Here is a 16,364-nt window from a genome sequence, read left to right on the forward strand (position 1 = left end):
GCATTGGGCCTTTGTTTGTGTTAAACTACTATCGTGCTGTGAAAAACAGCTATTAGCTTTGATGCAAGAGGTTGCGACACGCTCGGTTGCATTGCCACGCAACGCGCGTCGGTTTTCTTGTGGAGCTAGCCTATTATCTTAAATAGACGAAAAGGAGAAAAAGATGGCAAACAAAAAAATCCGCATCCGTTTGAAAGCGTACGAACACCGTACACTCGACACAGCGGCTGCAAAAATCGTAGAATCAGCTACTCGTACAGGTGCACAAGTTGCGGGTCCAATCCCACTTCCAACTGAACGTAGCCTCTACACAATTATTCGTGCGACTCACAAATACAAAGACTCTCGCGAACAATTCGAAATGCGTACACACAAACGTTTGATCGACATCATCAACCCAACTCAAAAAACAGTTGACGCTTTGATGAAATTGGATCTCCCTAGTGGTGTAAACGTAGAAATCAAACTTTAATCTAAAGCTTGATCATGAGCATGAAAAACGCTCGTTAAAAACTTTTTGAAGAAAAAACTATAGAAAAGGAACTATTTTCTCATGACAAAAGGAATCTTAGGGAAAAAAGTGGGAATGACTCAAATCTTCACTGAAGCTGGCGAATTGATCCCTGTAACAGTTATCGAAGCAACTCCAAACGTTGTTCTTCAAGTTAAAACTGTTGAAACAGATGGTTACAACGCTATCCAAGTTGGTTTCGATGACAAACGCGAAGTATTGAGCAACAAACCTGCTAAAGGACATGTAGCAAAAGCTAACACGGCTCCTAAGCGCTTCATTCGTGAATTCAAAAACGTTGAAGGCTTGGAAGTTGGTGCTGAAATCACAGTTGACACTTTCGAAGCTGGAGACATTGTTGATGTAACTGGTACTTCTAAAGGTAAAGGCTTCCAAGGCGTTATCAAACGCCACGGACAATCACGTGGACCTATGGCTCACGGTTCTCGTTACCACCGTCGTCCAGGTTCTATGGGACCTGTTGCACCTAACCGCGTATTCAAAGGTAAAAACCTTGCAGGACGCATGGGTGGCGATCGTGTAACTATTCAAAATCTTGAAGTTGTACAAGTTGTTCCAGAAAAGAACGTTATCCTTATCAAAGGTAACGTACCAGGTGCTAAGAAATCTCTTATCACTATCAAGTCAGCAGTTAAAGCTGGTAAATAATAAGGAAAGGGGAATACAGTCAAAATGGCAAATGTAACATTATTCGACCAAACTGGTAAACAAGCGGGCGAAGTTGTTCTTAACGATGCGATCTTTGGTATCGAACCAAACCAAGCAGTTGTATTTGATGTGATCATCAGCCAACGTGCTAGCCTTCGTCAAGGGACTCACGCAGTTAAAAACCGCTCAGCCGTTTCAGGTGGCGGACGCAAACCATGGCGTCAAAAAGGAACTGGACGTGCTCGTCAAGGTTCTATCCGCTCTCCACAATGGCGTGGTGGTGGAATCGTCTTCGGACCAACTCCACGTAGCTATGCGTACAAACTTCCTCAAAAAGTTCGTCGCCTTGCACTTAAATCTGTTTACTCAGAAAAAGTTGCTGAAAACAAATTTGTAGCCGTTGATTCTCTTGAATTTACAGCTCCAAAAACTGCTGAATTTGCAAAAGTTCTTGCAGCTTTGAGCATCGATTCTAAAGTCCTTGTTATTCTTGAAGAAGGAAACGAATTCGCAGCTCTTTCAGCTCGTAACCTTCCAAACGTGAAAGTTGCGACTGCTACAACTGCAAGTGTTCTTGACATCGCAAATAGTGACAAACTTCTTGTTACTCAAGCAGCTATCTCTAAAATCGAGGAGGTTCTTGCATAATGAATTTGTATGATGTTATCAAAAAACCTGTTATCACTGAAAAGTCAATGGCTCAACTTGAAGCAGGCAAATATGTATTCGAAGTTGACACTCGCGCTCACAAACTTTTGATCAAACAAGCTGTTGAAGCTGCGTTTGAAGGTGTAAAAGTTGCGAATGTGAACACTGTAAACGTAAAACCTAAAGCAAAACGCGTTGGACGTTACACTGGTTTTACTTCAAAAACTAAAAAAGCTATCATCACGCTTGCAGCTGATTCTAAAGCAATCGAGTTGTTTGCTACTGAAGCTGAATAATCTAAGGAGGAAATATCGTGGGAATTCGTGTTTATAAACCAACAACAAACGGTCGCCGTAATATGACTTCTTTGGATTTCGCTGAAATCACAACAAACACACCTGAGAAAACTTTGCTTGTTTCTCTTAAAAACAAAGCAGGTCGTAACAACAACGGTCGTATCACTGTTCGTCACCAAGGTGGTGGACACAAACGTCATTACCGTTTGATCGATTTCAAACGTAACAAAGATGGAGTTGAAGCAGTCGTTAAAACGATCGAATACGATCCAAACCGCTCAGCTAACATCGCGCTTGTACACTACACTGACGGTGTTAAAGCTTACATCATCGCCCCTAAAGGTCTTGAAGTAGGTCAACGCATCGTATCAGGGCCAGAAGCGGATATCAAAGTCGGAAATGCTCTTCCACTTGCTAACATCCCAGTTGGTACTTTGATCCACAACATCGAATTGAAACCTGGTAAAGGTGGAGAATTGGTACGTGCTGCTGGAGCTTCTGCTCAAGTATTGGGTTCTGAAGGTAAATATGTACTTGTTCGTCTTCAATCAGGCGAAGTTCGTATGATTCTTGGAACTTGCCGTGCTACAGTTGGTGTTGTCGGAAATGAACAACATGGACTTGTAAACCTTGGTAAAGCGGGACGTAACCGCTGGAAAGGTGTTCGCCCTACAGTTCGTGGTTCTGTAATGAACCCGAATGATCACCCACACGGTGGTGGTGAAGGTAAAGCACCAGTTGGACGTAAAGCGCCATCTACTCCTTGGGGTAAACCTGCGCTTGGTCTTAAAACTCGTAACAAGAAAGCGAAATCTGACAAACTTATCGTTCGTCGTCGCAACCAAAAATAATCATAAGCAACTAGCTTACACTTTCCGCCAGCTCGGTAGCGCTGCCTAGCAGCGCAAGCCGCTGTGGTACTAAATTTTAAAGGAGAAAATTACAAAATGGGACGTAGTCTTAAAAAAGGACCTTTCGTCGATGAGCATTTGATGAAAAAAGTTGAAGCTCAAGCAAACGACGAAAAGAAAAAAGTAATTAAAACTTGGTCACGTCGTTCAACGATCTTCCCAAGTTTCATCGGATACACTATCGCAGTTTATGATGGACGTAAACATGTGCCTGTTTACATCCAAGAAGACATGGTAGGTCACAAGCTTGGTGAATTTGCACCAACTCGTACTTACAAAGGTCACGCGGCAGACGACAAGAAGACACGTAGAAAATAAGGAGAACATAAATGGCAGAAATTACTTCAGCTAAAGCAATGGCTCGTACAGTGCGTGTTTCACCTCGTAAATCACGTCTTGTTCTTGACAACATCCGTGGTAAAAGCGTAGCCGATGCCATCGCTATTTTGACATTCACACCAAACAAAGCTGCAGGGATCATCCTTAAAGTGTTGAACTCAGCAGTAGCAAATGCTGAAAACAACTTTGGTTTGGAAAAAGCTAACTTGGTAGTATCTGAAGCATTCGCAAACGAAGGACCAACAATGAAACGTTTCCGTCCACGTGCGAAAGGTTCAGCTTCACCAATCAACAAACGTACAGCTCACATCACAGTAGCTGTTGCAGAAAAATAAGGAGGTAAACTCGTGGGTCAAAAAGTACATCCAATTGGTATGCGTGTTGGTATCATCCGTGATTGGGATGCCAAATGGTATGCTGAAAAAGAATACGCGGATTACCTTCATGAAGATCTTGCAATCCGTAAATTCATTCAAAAAGAATTGGCTGACGCAGCTGTTTCAACTATTGAAATCGAACGCGCAGTAAACAAAGTTAACGTTTCTCTTCACACTGCTAAACCAGGTATGGTTATCGGTAAAGGTGGAGCAAACGTTGATGCACTTCGTGCAGCTCTTAACAAATTGACTGGTAAACAAGTACACATCAACATCATTGAGATCAAACGTCCTGACTTGGATGCTCACCTTGTTGGTGAAGGAATCGCTCGTCAATTGGAACAACGTGTTGCTTTCCGTCGTGCACAAAAACAAGCAATCCAACGTGCTATGCGTGCTGGAGCTAAAGGAATCAAAACTCAAGTATCAGGTCGTTTGAACGGTGCAGATATTGCCCGTGCAGAAGGATACTCTGAAGGAACTGTTCCACTCCACACACTTCGCGCTGATATCGATTACGCTTGGGAAGAAGCAGACACTACTTACGGTAAACTTGGTGTTAAAGTATGGATCTACCGTGGTGAAGTTCTTCCAGCTCGTAAAGACGCTAAAGGAGGTAAATAACCAATGTTAGTACCTAAACGTGTAAAACACCGTCGCGAATTCCGTGGTAAAATGCGCGGTGAAGCAAAAGGTGGAAAAGAAGTAGCATTCGGTGAATACGGTCTTCAAGCTACAACTAGCCACTGGATCACAAACCGTCAAATCGAAGCTGCTCGTATCGCCATGACTCGTTACATGAAACGTGGTGGTAAAGTTTGGATTAAGATTTTCCCACACAAATCATACACCGCTAAAGCTATCGGGGTACGTATGGGATCTGGTAAAGGGGCTCCTGAAGGTTGGGTAGCACCAGTTAAACGTGGTAAAGTGATGTTTGAAATCGCTGGTGTATCTGAAGAGATCGCACGCGAAGCACTTCGTCTTGCTAGCCACAAATTGCCAGTTAAAACTAAATTTGTGAAACGTGAAGCAGAATAAGGAGAGGTCATGAAACTTACAGAAGTAAAAGAATTTGTTAAAGAACTTCGTGGTCTTTCTCAAGAAGAACTCGCGAAGCGTGAAAATGAATTGAAGAAAGAATTGTTTGAACTTCGTTTCCAAGCAGCTGCTGGTCAATTGGAACAAACTGGACGTTTGAAAGAAGTGAAAAAACAAATCGCTCGTATCAAAACTGTTCAATCAGAAGCTAAATAATAGACTAGGGAAGGAGAATTTCAATGGAACGCAATAATCGTAAAGTTCTTGTTGGACGCGTTGTGTCTGACAAAATGGACAAAACAATCACAGTTGTAGTTGAAACTAAACGTAACCACCCAGTCTATGGTAAACGTATCAACTATTCTAAAAAATACAAAGCTCATGATGAAAACAATGTTGCTAAAGAAGGCGATATCGTTCGTATCATGGAAACTCGTCCGCTTTCAGCTACAAAACGCTTCCGTCTTGTAGAAGTCGTTGAAAAAGCGGTCATCATCTAATCATACCTGAAAGGAGAAAACGTAAATGATTCAAACAGAAACTCGTTTGAAAGTCGCTGACAACAGTGGCGCACGCGAAATCTTGACAATCAAAGTTCTTGGTGGTTCAAAACGTAAATTCGCGAGCATCGGTGATGTAATCGTTGCATCTGTAAAACAAGCTACTCCTGGTGGTGCGGTTAAGAAAGGTGACGTTGTAAAAGCTGTTATCGTTCGTACTAAATCAGGTGCTCGTCGTAAAGATGGTTCATACATCAAGTTCGACGAAAATGCAGCAGTGATCATCCGTGACGACAAAACTCCTCGCGGAACTCGTATCTTTGGCCCAGTTGCACGTGAATTGCGTGACGGTGGTTTTATGAAGATCGTATCACTTGCTCCAGAAGTACTTTAATCAATAAAAAAACAAACACAGTCCCCTGGCTCAGCCAGGGTGCCCGTCGGGCGTAAGAATAAAAGGAGAATAAAATGTTTGTAAAAAAAGGCGACAAAGTTCGCGTTATCGCTGGTAAAGACAAAGGCGTAGAAGCTGTTGTTCTTACTGCTCTTCCAAAAGTAAATAAAGTTGTTGTAGAAGGTGTAAACATCATCAAGAAACACCAACGTCCAAATAACGAAAACCCTCAAGGTGCAATCGTTGAAAAAGAAGCTCCAATCCATGCTTCTAACGTTCAAGTTTTGGACAAAAACGGTGTTGCTGGACGTGTTGGCTACAAATTTGTAGACGGCAAAAAAGTTCGCTACAACAAAAAATCAGGCGAAGTGCTTGACTAATCACGAAGGAAAGGAGAAGTATAATGGCTAATCGTTTAAAAGAAAAATACCTTAATGAAGTAGTACCATCATTGACTGAACAGTTCAACTATTCATCAGTTATGGCTGTGCCAAAAGTTGATAAAATCGTTTTGAACATGGGTGTCGGTGATGCAGTATCAAATGCTAAAAACCTTGAAAAAGCTGCTGAAGAGCTTGCTTTGATCTCAGGTCAAAAACCATTGATCACTAAGGCTAAAAAATCAATCGCCGGCTTCCGTCTTCGTGAAGGTGTTGCGATCGGTGCAAAAGTTACCCTTCGTGGTGAACGTATGTACGAATTCTTGGATAAATTGGTAACAGTTTCACTTCCACGTGTACGTGACTTCCATGGTGTTCCAACAAAATCATTTGATGGACGCGGAAACTACACACTTGGTGTGAAAGAACAATTGATCTTCCCAGAAATCAACTTTGATGATGTTGATAAAACTCGTGGTTTGGATATCGTAATCGTAACTACAGCGAACACAGACGAAGAATCACGTGCATTGCTTACTGGCCTCGGTATGCCGTTTGCAAAATAATATAGGAGGTAAAACTAATGGCTAAAAAATCTATGATTGCTAAGAACAAACGCCCAGCGAAGTTCTCTACTCAAGCATACACTCGCTGTGAACGTTGTGGACGTCCACACTCAGTTTACCGCAAGTTTAAACTTTGCCGTGTTTGCTTCCGTGAATTGGCATACAAAGGTCAAATCCCAGGTGTAACAAAAGCATCTTGGTAATAGCATGATACAAAGAGCGTAACAACCATAGCAAAAATAGGAGATTTGGTGCAGGAGCATTGCTCCAAAACAAATCTATCTTTTTTGCCCAGGTTGTAGCTCGTGTTCAAATGAGAAATGCTCATCTGTGTGTATCAAAACTTTCTGAGCCTAGCTCAATCATTAACTAGCAAGTGCAACTTGCAAACTACTAGTAAGAGGAGAAATTATAATGGTTATGACTGACCCAATCGCAGACTTCCTTACACGTATTCGTAACGCTAACCAAGCAAAACACGAAGTACTTGAAGTACCTGCATCAAACATCAAAAAAGGGATTGCTGAAATCCTTAAACGCGAAGGTTTTGTAAAAAACGTTGAATTCATCGAAGATGACAAACAAGGCATCATCCGTGTATTCTTGAAATACGGACAAAACGGTGAAAAAGTTATCACAAACTTGAAACGTGTATCAAAACCAGGTTTGCGTGTTTACAAAAAACGTGAAGATCTTCCAAAAGTTCTTAACGGACTTGGAATTGCTATCCTTTCAACTTCTGAAGGTTTGCTTACTGATAAAGAAGCTCGCCAAAAGAATGTTGGTGGAGAAGTTATCGCTTACGTTTGGTAATATTTAGCTCCCAATTTCGTTGTGACTCTTCGTTATTGTCTCTTGCCTAACCTAAAGTTATGTCTGCGAGACAATGCCTCGATTCACTTAGAAATTGAGACCTAAACATTAACTTTTAAATCAAAAAGATTTAAACCCCGTGAAAACTGGCCCGTAAAGGCCTGACAATTTAACAGGAGAATAAAAAACATGTCACGTATTGGTAATAAAGTTATCGTGTTGCCTGCTGGTGTTGAAATCACTAACAATGACAACGTTGTAACTGTAAAAGGACCTAAAGGAGAACTTACTCGTACGTTCTCAAAAGATATTGAAATCCGTGTGGAAGGTACTGAAGTAACACTTCACCGTCCAAACGATTCAAAAGAAATGAAAACAATCCACGGAACAACTCGTGCCCTTTTGAACAACATGGTTACTGGTGTATCAGAAGGATTCAAGAAAGAACTTGAAATGCGCGGGGTTGGATACCGTGCACAACTTCAAGGATCAAAACTTGTTTTGGCTGTTGGTAAATCACACCCAGACGAAGTTGAAGCTCCAGAAGGAATTACTTTTGAACTTCCAAACCCAACAACAATCGTTGTTAGCGGAATTTCAAAAGAAGTAGTTGGTCAAACAGCTGCTTATGTACGTAGCCTTCGTTCACCTGAACCATACAAAGGTAAAGGGATCCGTTATGTTGGTGAATACGTTCGCCGCAAAGAAGGTAAAACAGGTAAATAATGTAGTTTGGTTGTTTTTCAACCATCCTTCATCTTACCAACTCAGTGCTTAGCACATGATTTTAAAATTAAGAGGTGAAAATTGTGATTTCGAAACCAGATAAAAACAAAATCCGTCAAAAACGCCACCGTCGCGTTCGCGGAAAACTCTCTGGAACTGCTGATCGCCCACGTTTGAACGTATTCCGTTCTAATACAGGCATCTACGCTCAAGTAATTGATGACGTAGCGGGTGTAACGCTCGCAAGCGCTTCAACTCTTGACAAAGAAGTTTCAAAAGGAACTAAAACTGAACAAGCCGTTGTTGTCGGCAAACTTGTTGCTGAACGTGCAGTTGCTAAAGGTATTTCTGAAGTGGTGTTCGACCGCGGTGGATATCTATATCACGGACGTGTTAAAGCTTTGGCTGATGCAGCTCGTGAAAACGGATTGAAATTCTAATAGGAGGACACTAGAAAATGGCATTTAAAGATAATGCAGTTGAACTTGAAGAACGCGTAGTTGCCATCAACCGTGTAACAAAAGTTGTTAAAGGTGGACGTCGTCTTCGTTTTGCAGCTCTTGTAGTTGTTGGTGACCGTAATGGCCGTGTTGGATTTGGTACTGGTAAAGCTCAAGAAGTTCCAGAAGCAATCCGTAAGGCTGTTGAAGATGCTAAGAAAAACTTGATCGAAGTTCCTATGGTTGGAACAACAATTCCACACGAAGTAACATCAGTATTTGGTGGAGCTCGTGTATTGTTGAAACCAGCTATCGAAGGGGCTGGGGTTGCTGCAGGTGGAGCAGTTCGTGCCGTTGTCGAATTGGCAGGTATTGCAGATGTTACATCTAAATCACTTGGATCAAACACTCCAATCAACATCGTTCGTGCAACTGTTAACGGTTTGGCACAATTGAAACGCGCTGATGAAGTTGCTGCCCTTCGTGGTATTTCAGTTTCTGACTTGGCTTAAGAAAGGAGATTCAAATGGCTCAAATTAAAATTACTTTGACTAAGTCTCCAATCGGACGCATCCCGTCACAACGTAAAACTGTTGTAGCACTTGGACTTGGCAAATTGAACAGCTCTGTTATTAAAGAAGATAACCCAGCAGTACGTGGTATGATCACTGCTGTATCTCACTTGGTAACAGTTGAAGAAGTAAAATAATCTATTTAAAATAGAAACAAAGTTTTCAGGGGTATGAGAGGTTCTCATCCCCTAAAACTAAATATAAGTATAGGCGAGTTTGTAGTTAGGACACCTTTTCCTGATTACATGCGTTAGCAATTTACAAAAGAGGAGAAAATTAATAATGAAACTTCATGAATTACAACCTGCTACAGGTTCACGTAAAGTCCGCAACCGTGTTGGTCGTGGTACTTCATCTGGTAATGGTAAAACTTCTGGCCGTGGTCAAAAAGGTCAAAAAGCTCGTAGCGGTGGCGGTGTACGTCTTGGTTTTGAAGGTGGACAAACTCCATTGTTCCGTCGTCTTCCAAAACGTGGATTTACAAACATCAACGCTAAAGAATATGCTATTGTGAACCTTGATCAATTGAACGCCTTTGAAGATGGTGCTGAAGTAACTCCAGTAGTACTTGTAGAATCAGGAATTGTAAAAGCTGAAAAATCAGGTATCAAAATTCTTGGTAACGGAGAATTGACTAAGAAGTTGACTGTTAAAGCTGCTAAATTCTCTAAATCAGCTGAAGAAGCTATCACTGCTAAAGGTGGTTCAGTTGAAGTCATCTAAGTGAGGTGACCTATGTTTTTTAAATTATTAAAAGATGCATTTAAGGTGAAACAAGTACGGTCGAAGATTTTATTTACGATCTTCATCATTCTTGTTTTCCGCATTGGGACCACGATTACAGTGCCTGGTGTAAATGCGAAAATTCTGAACAACCTTCAAGATGTGTCCTTCTTGAACATGCTCAGTTTGGTTTCTGGGAACGCCATGAGGAACTTCTCAGTTTTCGCTCTAGGGGTTAGCCCATACATCACAGCTTCGATCGTCGTGCAACTTTTGCAAATGGATCTGTTACCTAAGTTTGTTGAATGGGGCAAACAAGGGGAAGTTGGTCGAAGAAAGCTCAACCAAGCAACACGCTATATTTCTTTGGTTCTAGCCTTTGTTCAATCCATCGGGATTACAGCAACCTTCCACACCTTGTCTCAGGCGAAATTAGTTGCAACTCCAAATACCAAAACCTATCTATTAATCGGTGCGATTCTGACGACCGGTTCCATGATTGTGACTTGGCTTGGAGAACAAATCACAGATAAAGGCTACGGTAATGGTGTTTCAATGATTATCTTTGCGGGGATTGTATCATCAATTCCTGAGATGATTAAAGAAATCTATGAAAATGCATTTGTGAACGTTCGTTCTGGTCAAATGACCAATTCCCTCATTTTTGTTGGGGTATTAATCCTTGCTGTCTTGGTTATTGTTTACTTTACAACCTTTGTAGAGCAAGCACAATACAAGATTCCAATCCAATATACAAAGATTGCACAAGGAGCTCCATCAAGTTCTTACCTTCCTTTGAAAGTAAACCCAGCAGGAGTTATTCCTGTCATCTTCGCTAGTTCGATTACAGCAGCGCCTGCTGCGATTTTCCAAGTGATTAGCGCTATGGGTTACAATGCAGGATGGGTGAAAACAGCTCAAGCTATGTTGGCAACAAATACACCAACTGGTGTAGCGATGTACGCCTTATTGATCATTCTCTTCACTTTCTTCTACACGTTTGTTCAGATTAATCCTGAAAAAACGGCAGAAAACCTTCAAAAGAGTGGCGCCTATATTCCGGGTGTTCGTCCTGGTAAGGGAACAGAAGAGTTCATGTCTCGTTTGCTACGTCGTTTAGCAAGTGTTGGATCAGTATTTCTTGGTTTTATTACTATCATTCCAATCCTAGCTCGAGATTTATTTGGTTTGACAGACGCAGTTGCTCTTGGAGGAACTAGTTTGTTGATCATTATTTCAACAGGTATTGAGGGAATGAAACAATTAGAAGGCTACTTATTAAAACGTAAGTATGTCGGATTTATGGACACAACAACAGAATAGATTAAGGTTGACTTTGTCAGCCTTCTATTTTGTTTTTAAATGGAAATAGGAATTCGCTCCTGCTTCCATTTAAAAACAAAATAAGGAGAATTCATCATGAATCTTTTAATTATGGGGTTGCCTGGAGCAGGTAAAGGAACTCAAGCAGCTAAAATCGTTGAAGAGTTTCACGTAGCGCACATCTCTACTGGCGATATGTTCCGCGCAGCGATGGCTAACCAAACTGAAATGGGTGTGCTTGCAAAGTCATACATTGATAAAGGTGAGTTGGTACCAGATGAAGTTACCAACGGGATTGTCAAAGAACGCCTTGCTCAAGATGATATCAAAGAAACAGGTTTCCTCTTGGATGGGTATCCACGTACAATTGAACAAGCTCATGCTTTGGATCAAACTTTGTCAGATCTTGGCATCACATTGGAAGGTGTCATTAACATCGAAGTAAATCCAGAAAGTTTGTTAGAACGCTTGAGTGGCCGTTTCATCTGTCGTACTTGTGGTGCAACTTACCACAAAGTATTTAATCCAACAAAAGTTGAAGGAACTTGTGATAACTGTCAAGGTCATGATTTCTACCAACGTGAAGATGATAAACCAGAAACGGTTAAACGTCGTTTGGATGTCAATATTGCACAAGGAGAACCTATCATTGAGTTTTATCGTTCAAAAGGACTCGTACATGACATCCAAGGAAACCAAGATATCAATGATGTATTTTCAGACATTGAAAAAGTCTTGTCAAATTTGAAATAAAAGCGTTTTTCATGCTTGCATTATTGGACAACTAGTGTTACAATTAGTTAGTCTGACTTATAATTGTTACCTCTGTGCTCAGAGGAATGAATCGAAATTTATGGAGGTACTTTTGCGTGGCAAAAGACGATGTGATTGAAGTAGAAGGTAAAGTAGTTGATACTATGCCGAATGCTATGTTTACGGTTGAACTTGAAAATGGACATCAGATTTTAGCAACAGTTTCTGGTAAAATTCGTAAAAACTATATTCGTATTTTAGCGGGAGATCGTGTTACAGTGGAAATGAGTCCGTACGATTTGACACGTGGACGTATCACATACCGCTTTAAATAATCGAAAAACTTGGAGGGATAAAAATGAAAGTAAGACCATCGGTCAAACCAATTTGCGAATACTGTAAAGTAATTCGTCGTAATGGTCGTGTTATGGTAATTTGCCCAGCAAATCCAAAACACAAACAACGTCAAGGATAAAATAGAAAGGAGAAAACATGGCTCGTATTGCTGGAGTTGACATTCCAAATGACAAACGTGTAGTAATTTCATTGACTTATGTGTACGGTATCGGACTTCCAACATCTAAGAAAATCCTTGCTGCTGCAGGTGTTTCTGAAGATATTCGTGTTCGTGATCTTACACCAGATCAAGAAGATGCTATCCGTCGTGAAGTTGACGCAATCAAAGTTGAAGGTGACCTTCGTCGTGAAGTAAACTTGAACATCAAACGTTTGATGGAAATCGGTTCATACCGTGGTATCCGTCACCGTCGTGGACTTCCAGTTCGTGGACAAAACACTAAAAACAATGCTCGCACTCGTAAAGGTAAAGCTGTTGCGATTGCAGGTAAGAAAAAATAAAATAAAATAAGGAGGTAAAAATCTTGGCTAAACCAACACGTAAACGTCGTGTGAAAAAGAATATCGAATCTGGTATTGCTCACATTCACGCTACATTTAACAACACAATTGTTATGATTACTGATGTGCATGGTAACGCAATCGCTTGGTCATCTGCAGGTGCACTTGGATTTAAAGGTTCTCGTAAATCTACACCATTTGCTGCTCAAATGGCATCAGAAGCTGCTGCAAAAGCTGCTCAAGAACACGGACTTAAATCTGTTGAAGTAACTGTTAAAGGTCCTGGTTCAGGTCGTGAGTCTGCTATTCGTGCACTTGCTGCTGCTGGTCTTGAAGTAACTGCAATCCGCGATGTAACTCCTGTACCACACAATGGTGCTCGTCCTCCAAAACGTCGCCGTGTATAATCATCAACAATTACACAGCTTTTCGTTTAAGAGGGAGTATAGCAAATGATTGAGTTTGAAAAACCAAATATAACAAAAATTGATGAAAACAAAGATTATGGCGTGTTTGTCGTAGAACCACTTGAACGTGGTTATGGTACAACACTTGGAAACTCACTTCGTCGTGTACTTCTGGCTTCACTTCCAGGTGCAGCTGTCACTTCAATCAACATTGAAGGTGTACTCCACGAATTTGATACCGTTCCAGGAGTCCGTGAAGACGTTATGCAAATTATTCTTAACGTTAAAGGGATCGCCGTTAAATCTTACGTCCAAGACGAAAAGATTATTGAACTTGATGTAGAAGGACCTGCAGAAGTAACTGCTGGAGATATTCTTACTGATAGTGACATCGAAATTGTAAACCCTGATCATTATCTATTTACAATCGGAGAAGGAGCATCTTTGAAAGCAACGCTTACTGTAAACAGTGGACGTGGCTATGTTCCAGCTGATCAAAACAAAAAAGATGATGCACCAGTGGGAACACTTGCTGTAGATTCAATCTATACGCCAGTGACAAAAGTCAATTACCAAGTTGAACCAGCACGCGTTGGTAGCAACGATGGATTTGACAAGCTAACCCTTGAAATTTTGACAAATGGGACAATTATTCCAGAAGATGCCTTAGGTTTGTCTGCCCGTATTTTGACAGAACACCTAAATCTATTCACAAACTTAACTGAAATTGCTATTGCGACAGATGTTATGAAGGAAGTAGATACAACTTCTGATGATCGCATTTTAGAACGTACGATCGAAGAATTAGATCTTTCAGTTCGTTCATATAACTGTTTGAAACGTGCTGGCATTAATACTGTTTACGATTTGACTGAAAAATCAGAAGCAGAAATGATGAAAGTTCGTAACTTGGGACGTAAGAGTCTAGAAGAAGTTAAAATCAAACTTGCCGACTTAGGCCTTGGGTTAAAAAACGATAAATAGAGGAGGAATACATGGCTTACCGTAAACTAGGACGCACTAGCTCACAACGTAAAGCGATGCTTCGCGATTTGACTACAGATCTTATCATCAATGAAGCAATTGTAACAACTGAAGCACGTGCGAAAGAAATCCGTAAATCAGTTGAAAAAATGATTACTTTGGGTAAACGTGGTGATTTGCATGCACGTCGTCAAGCTGCTGCATTCGTACGTAACGAAGTTGCATCACAAAACTTTGATGAAGAAACAGGTAAATACTCAGAAACAACTGCACTTCAAAAATTGTTCTCTGAATTAGCACCTCGTTATGCTGAGCGCAATGGTGGATATACTCGTATCCTTAAAACTGAACCACGTCGTGGTGATGCTGCGCCAATGGCTATCATCGAATTGGTATAATATCATCAATTTTGTTGAGTGTTATGATGATGGAATACACTGTTATTCTTAGTCTAGCTCTGGTCTACCGCTGGGGATTTTCCCCAGCGGGAACACTCATCATATTGAATGAATGGTAGACGCTTGTTTACGAAATTGCTTTAACTTAAAACAATTTCGTAAGCAGGCGTTTTGTCTTGCTTTTCATGATGAGTAGTCGAGAATAGCAAAAAATGATATAATGGAACCCATATCTCCAATAGAAGAAAAAAGGATTCAATGACAAAACAACAAGCAATTAAATTACTAAAAGAGAAGTACCTTAGTAATATGAAAGAGGATTCGGAACTCTTTGTCGGAGTTGAATTAGAGTTTCCGATTGTAGAAACAAATGGAAATAAAACAAATATAGAGGTGACGAAAAATCTTTTTCGAACCTTGGCAAACTTATCAGATTTTGAAGTCGAAAAAAGGGATGACGATCAAAATCCAATTCAATTGGTTTACTGCTCTTCTAAAGATCGTATTCTATTCGAGTTGAGTTACAATACAATTGAATTTGCATTTGAGAGAGCTCATTCTATAGATGAGGTAGCCAAACGTTTTGAGGCCTATTTGAAGATCATTCAACCGATTTTGCAAGAAAATAATCACGAAATTCAAGGGCATGGAATCCATCCTCTGTGGAAAGAAAATGATAATAGCCCGGTGAAAATCGAACGATACAAGATGTTAATGGCTTTCCTTGCAATGAATGGTACAGGGATGAAAACACACCCCTATCCTTCGTACGGAGCATTTATATGCGGAAACCAAGTTCAATTGGATGTAAGGCGCGATAACTATATTCGCATCATTAATGCATTTAATAAAATTGAAGCAGCAAAAGCATATTTGTTTTCTAACTCAGAATTTTCAGCAGAGGCTTGGGATACAAAAATTGCAAGAGATATTTTTTGGGAAGAATCCTTGCATGGTTATTATAGGGAGAATGTAGGAATTTTTCCTAAGGACTACCAAAGCGAAGAAGAGTTTTTTAATAATCTTGCTAGAACGGCTATTTTTACAGTAACTAGAGAAGGTAAATCTTATTATTTTAAACCAATTCGAGTGGAGGACTATCTAGATCAAAAAGAAATTACAGCCTATACGACTGATGGAAATGAGAAAAACATTAACCCTGTAAAAGAAGACCTAAAACAACATCGAAGTTACCAATTTCAAGATCTAACCGCCCGTGGTACAGTGGAATTTAGAAGTGTTTGTACACAACCATTAGAAACAACCTTTGCCCCGATAGCATTTGAGCTAGGCTTATTTGTACAGTTAGAAAAACTAGAAAACTATTTAGAACATTGTTCATTCTTAAAAAATGAAAAACAGGACTATAGGAACCTCAGAAAGAAATATTCAAAGAAAATTCTAAGCAAAAAAGAAAAAGAAAAAATAAAAACCTTTTCAAAGGAACTTCTAGAAATATCTAAGTCAGGATTGCTTGAAAGAGGCTATGAAGAGGAAAAATATTTAATCATTGATAAAGAATTAGACTAAGAGAAAAGCCTGTATTATGGGCTTTTTTCGATTTTTTTAAAAAAATCTTAAAAAAAATAAAAAAAATTAAAAAAAGTGTTGACAGTAAGGAGAGGTCATGATATACTAATATAGTTGTCGCGAGAGAGCGACAAAGACCTTTGAAAACTGAACAAGACGAACCAATGTGCAGGGCGCTACAATGAAAGTTGTAGTAACTGAACAA

The 16,364-nt window shown here is 40.3% G+C and carries 30 protein-coding genes; all 30 read left to right on the forward strand.

Translation table 11 applies throughout. The features are described from left to right. Window positions 1-163: 163 nt before the first annotated feature. The gene (gene rpsJ, locus O3605_RS04500; RefSeq protein ID WP_003009585.1) at window positions 164-472 is read left to right on the forward strand and encodes a 30S ribosomal protein S10; all 309 of its coding nucleotides are present in this window, start codon (window positions 164-166) and stop codon (window positions 470-472) included. 81 nt (window positions 473-553) lie between these two features. Then, a complete protein-coding gene (gene rplC, locus O3605_RS04505; RefSeq protein ID WP_003010846.1) occupies window positions 554-1,180 on the forward strand; it encodes a 50S ribosomal protein L3 in 627 nt (208 codons plus the stop codon). Window positions 1,181-1,204: 24 nt separating this feature from the next. Continuing rightward, window positions 1,205-1,828, forward strand: a complete 624-nt coding sequence (gene rplD, locus O3605_RS04510) for a 50S ribosomal protein L4 (protein WP_003009591.1) — start codon at window positions 1,205-1,207, stop codon at window positions 1,826-1,828. Beyond that, window positions 1,828-2,124 carry a 50S ribosomal protein L23 gene (locus O3605_RS04515; RefSeq protein ID WP_003009593.1) on the forward strand — a complete coding sequence of 99 codons (297 nt, stop codon included), beginning with the start codon at window positions 1,828-1,830 and terminating at the stop codon, window positions 2,122-2,124. Before rplD ends, O3605_RS04515 begins: the two co-directional genes overlap by 1 nt. 17 nt (window positions 2,125-2,141) lie before the next feature. Beyond that, window positions 2,142-2,975 (forward strand): 50S ribosomal protein L2, encoded by an 834-nt coding sequence (gene rplB, locus O3605_RS04520; RefSeq protein WP_000512900.1) that lies wholly within the window; start codon window positions 2,142-2,144, stop codon window positions 2,973-2,975. Between the two features lie 96 nt (window positions 2,976-3,071). Further along, a complete protein-coding gene (gene rpsS, locus O3605_RS04525; protein ID WP_000533766.1) occupies window positions 3,072-3,353 on the forward strand; it encodes a 30S ribosomal protein S19 in 282 nt (93 codons plus the stop codon). 11 nt (window positions 3,354-3,364) lie between these two features. Further along, window positions 3,365-3,709 carry a 50S ribosomal protein L22 gene (gene rplV / locus O3605_RS04530; protein ID WP_000818139.1) on the forward strand — a complete coding sequence of 115 codons (345 nt, stop codon included), beginning with the start codon at window positions 3,365-3,367 and terminating at the stop codon, window positions 3,707-3,709. Window positions 3,710-3,721: 12 nt separating this feature from the next. Then, the gene (gene rpsC / locus O3605_RS04535; protein WP_003002336.1) at window positions 3,722-4,375 is read left to right on the forward strand and encodes a 30S ribosomal protein S3; all 654 of its coding nucleotides are present in this window, start codon (window positions 3,722-3,724) and stop codon (window positions 4,373-4,375) included. A 3-nt stretch (window positions 4,376-4,378) separates the two neighbouring features. Next, the gene (gene rplP / locus O3605_RS04540; protein ID WP_000960947.1) at window positions 4,379-4,792 is read left to right on the forward strand and encodes a 50S ribosomal protein L16; all 414 of its coding nucleotides are present in this window, start codon (window positions 4,379-4,381) and stop codon (window positions 4,790-4,792) included. A 9-nt stretch (window positions 4,793-4,801) separates the two neighbouring features. Then, the gene (rpmC, locus tag O3605_RS04545; protein WP_003002350.1) at window positions 4,802-5,008 is read left to right on the forward strand and encodes a 50S ribosomal protein L29; all 207 of its coding nucleotides are present in this window, start codon (window positions 4,802-4,804) and stop codon (window positions 5,006-5,008) included. Between the two features lie 23 nt (window positions 5,009-5,031). Beyond that, window positions 5,032-5,292: a 30S ribosomal protein S17 gene (gene rpsQ, locus O3605_RS04550; protein WP_003009600.1), complete on the forward strand. Its 261-nt coding sequence runs from the start codon at window positions 5,032-5,034 to the stop codon at window positions 5,290-5,292. Between the two features lie 25 nt (window positions 5,293-5,317). Then, window positions 5,318-5,686 carry a 50S ribosomal protein L14 gene (gene rplN, locus O3605_RS04555; RefSeq protein WP_003002384.1) on the forward strand — a complete coding sequence of 123 codons (369 nt, stop codon included), beginning with the start codon at window positions 5,318-5,320 and terminating at the stop codon, window positions 5,684-5,686. A gap of 74 nt (window positions 5,687-5,760) precedes the next feature. Next, a complete protein-coding gene (gene rplX, locus O3605_RS04560) occupies window positions 5,761-6,066 on the forward strand; it encodes a 50S ribosomal protein L24 (protein WP_003002315.1) in 306 nt (101 codons plus the stop codon). Window positions 6,067-6,089: 23 nt separating this feature from the next. Beyond that, complete coding sequence (gene rplE / locus O3605_RS04565; protein ID WP_003009606.1) at window positions 6,090-6,632, forward strand: 50S ribosomal protein L5; 543 nt, start codon at window positions 6,090-6,092, stop codon at window positions 6,630-6,632. A 17-nt stretch (window positions 6,633-6,649) separates the two neighbouring features. Continuing rightward, entirely contained in the window at window positions 6,650-6,835 is a 186-nt protein-coding gene (locus tag O3605_RS04570; RefSeq protein WP_001085699.1) for a type Z 30S ribosomal protein S14, read from the forward strand. 211 nt (window positions 6,836-7,046) lie between these two features. Then, window positions 7,047-7,445 carry a 30S ribosomal protein S8 gene (gene rpsH / locus O3605_RS04575; RefSeq protein WP_003010897.1) on the forward strand — a complete coding sequence of 133 codons (399 nt, stop codon included), beginning with the start codon at window positions 7,047-7,049 and terminating at the stop codon, window positions 7,443-7,445. A gap of 189 nt (window positions 7,446-7,634) precedes the next feature. Further along, entirely contained in the window at window positions 7,635-8,171 is a 537-nt protein-coding gene (rplF, locus tag O3605_RS04580; protein WP_003010839.1) for a 50S ribosomal protein L6, read from the forward strand. 83 nt (window positions 8,172-8,254) lie between these two features. Continuing rightward, on the forward strand, window positions 8,255-8,611 hold the full coding sequence (gene rplR / locus O3605_RS04585; RefSeq protein WP_003010871.1) for a 50S ribosomal protein L18: 357 nt from the start codon (window positions 8,255-8,257) through the stop codon (window positions 8,609-8,611). A gap of 17 nt (window positions 8,612-8,628) precedes the next feature. Further along, entirely contained in the window at window positions 8,629-9,123 is a 495-nt protein-coding gene (gene rpsE, locus O3605_RS04590) for a 30S ribosomal protein S5 (protein WP_003009617.1), read from the forward strand. Between the two features lie 14 nt (window positions 9,124-9,137). After that, window positions 9,138-9,320, forward strand: coding sequence for a 50S ribosomal protein L30 (rpmD, locus tag O3605_RS04595; protein ID WP_002894509.1), 183 nt, complete (start codon window positions 9,138-9,140; stop codon window positions 9,318-9,320). A 145-nt stretch (window positions 9,321-9,465) separates the two neighbouring features. Further along, on the forward strand, window positions 9,466-9,906 hold the full coding sequence (gene rplO / locus O3605_RS04600; protein WP_003002405.1) for a 50S ribosomal protein L15: 441 nt from the start codon (window positions 9,466-9,468) through the stop codon (window positions 9,904-9,906). Window positions 9,907-9,918: 12 nt separating this feature from the next. Beyond that, window positions 9,919-11,229 carry a preprotein translocase subunit SecY gene (gene secY, locus O3605_RS04605; RefSeq protein ID WP_023920186.1) on the forward strand — a complete coding sequence of 437 codons (1,311 nt, stop codon included), beginning with the start codon at window positions 9,919-9,921 and terminating at the stop codon, window positions 11,227-11,229. A 96-nt stretch (window positions 11,230-11,325) separates the two neighbouring features. Next, window positions 11,326-11,982, forward strand: coding sequence for an adenylate kinase (locus tag O3605_RS04610; RefSeq protein WP_003017039.1), 657 nt, complete (start codon window positions 11,326-11,328; stop codon window positions 11,980-11,982). Between the two features lie 116 nt (window positions 11,983-12,098). Next, the gene (infA, locus tag O3605_RS04615) at window positions 12,099-12,317 is read left to right on the forward strand and encodes a translation initiation factor IF-1 (protein ID WP_001029883.1); all 219 of its coding nucleotides are present in this window, start codon (window positions 12,099-12,101) and stop codon (window positions 12,315-12,317) included. A 23-nt stretch (window positions 12,318-12,340) separates the two neighbouring features. After that, the gene (rpmJ, locus tag O3605_RS04620) at window positions 12,341-12,457 is read left to right on the forward strand and encodes a 50S ribosomal protein L36 (protein WP_001808836.1); all 117 of its coding nucleotides are present in this window, start codon (window positions 12,341-12,343) and stop codon (window positions 12,455-12,457) included. 17 nt (window positions 12,458-12,474) lie between these two features. Continuing rightward, window positions 12,475-12,840 carry a 30S ribosomal protein S13 gene (gene rpsM / locus O3605_RS04625; RefSeq protein WP_003009631.1) on the forward strand — a complete coding sequence of 122 codons (366 nt, stop codon included), beginning with the start codon at window positions 12,475-12,477 and terminating at the stop codon, window positions 12,838-12,840. Between the two features lie 23 nt (window positions 12,841-12,863). After that, complete coding sequence (gene rpsK, locus O3605_RS04630; protein WP_003002390.1) at window positions 12,864-13,247, forward strand: 30S ribosomal protein S11; 384 nt, start codon at window positions 12,864-12,866, stop codon at window positions 13,245-13,247. Window positions 13,248-13,292: 45 nt separating this feature from the next. Continuing rightward, entirely contained in the window at window positions 13,293-14,231 is a 939-nt protein-coding gene (locus O3605_RS04635; RefSeq protein ID WP_003009635.1) for a DNA-directed RNA polymerase subunit alpha, read from the forward strand. An 11-nt stretch (window positions 14,232-14,242) separates the two neighbouring features. Beyond that, window positions 14,243-14,629 (forward strand): 50S ribosomal protein L17, encoded by a 387-nt coding sequence (gene rplQ, locus O3605_RS04640; RefSeq protein WP_003002399.1) that lies wholly within the window; start codon window positions 14,243-14,245, stop codon window positions 14,627-14,629. 258 nt (window positions 14,630-14,887) lie between these two features. After that, window positions 14,888-16,159 carry a glutamate-cysteine ligase family protein gene (locus O3605_RS04645; RefSeq protein ID WP_215195045.1) on the forward strand — a complete coding sequence of 424 codons (1,272 nt, stop codon included), beginning with the start codon at window positions 14,888-14,890 and terminating at the stop codon, window positions 16,157-16,159. Window positions 16,160-16,364: the final 205 nt, after the last annotated feature.

Origin of the sequence: Streptococcus sp. 27098_8_99, assembly GCF_041431935.1 — a bacterium.
Classification (GTDB): domain Bacteria; phylum Bacillota; class Bacilli; order Lactobacillales; family Streptococcaceae; genus Streptococcus; species Streptococcus parasanguinis_D.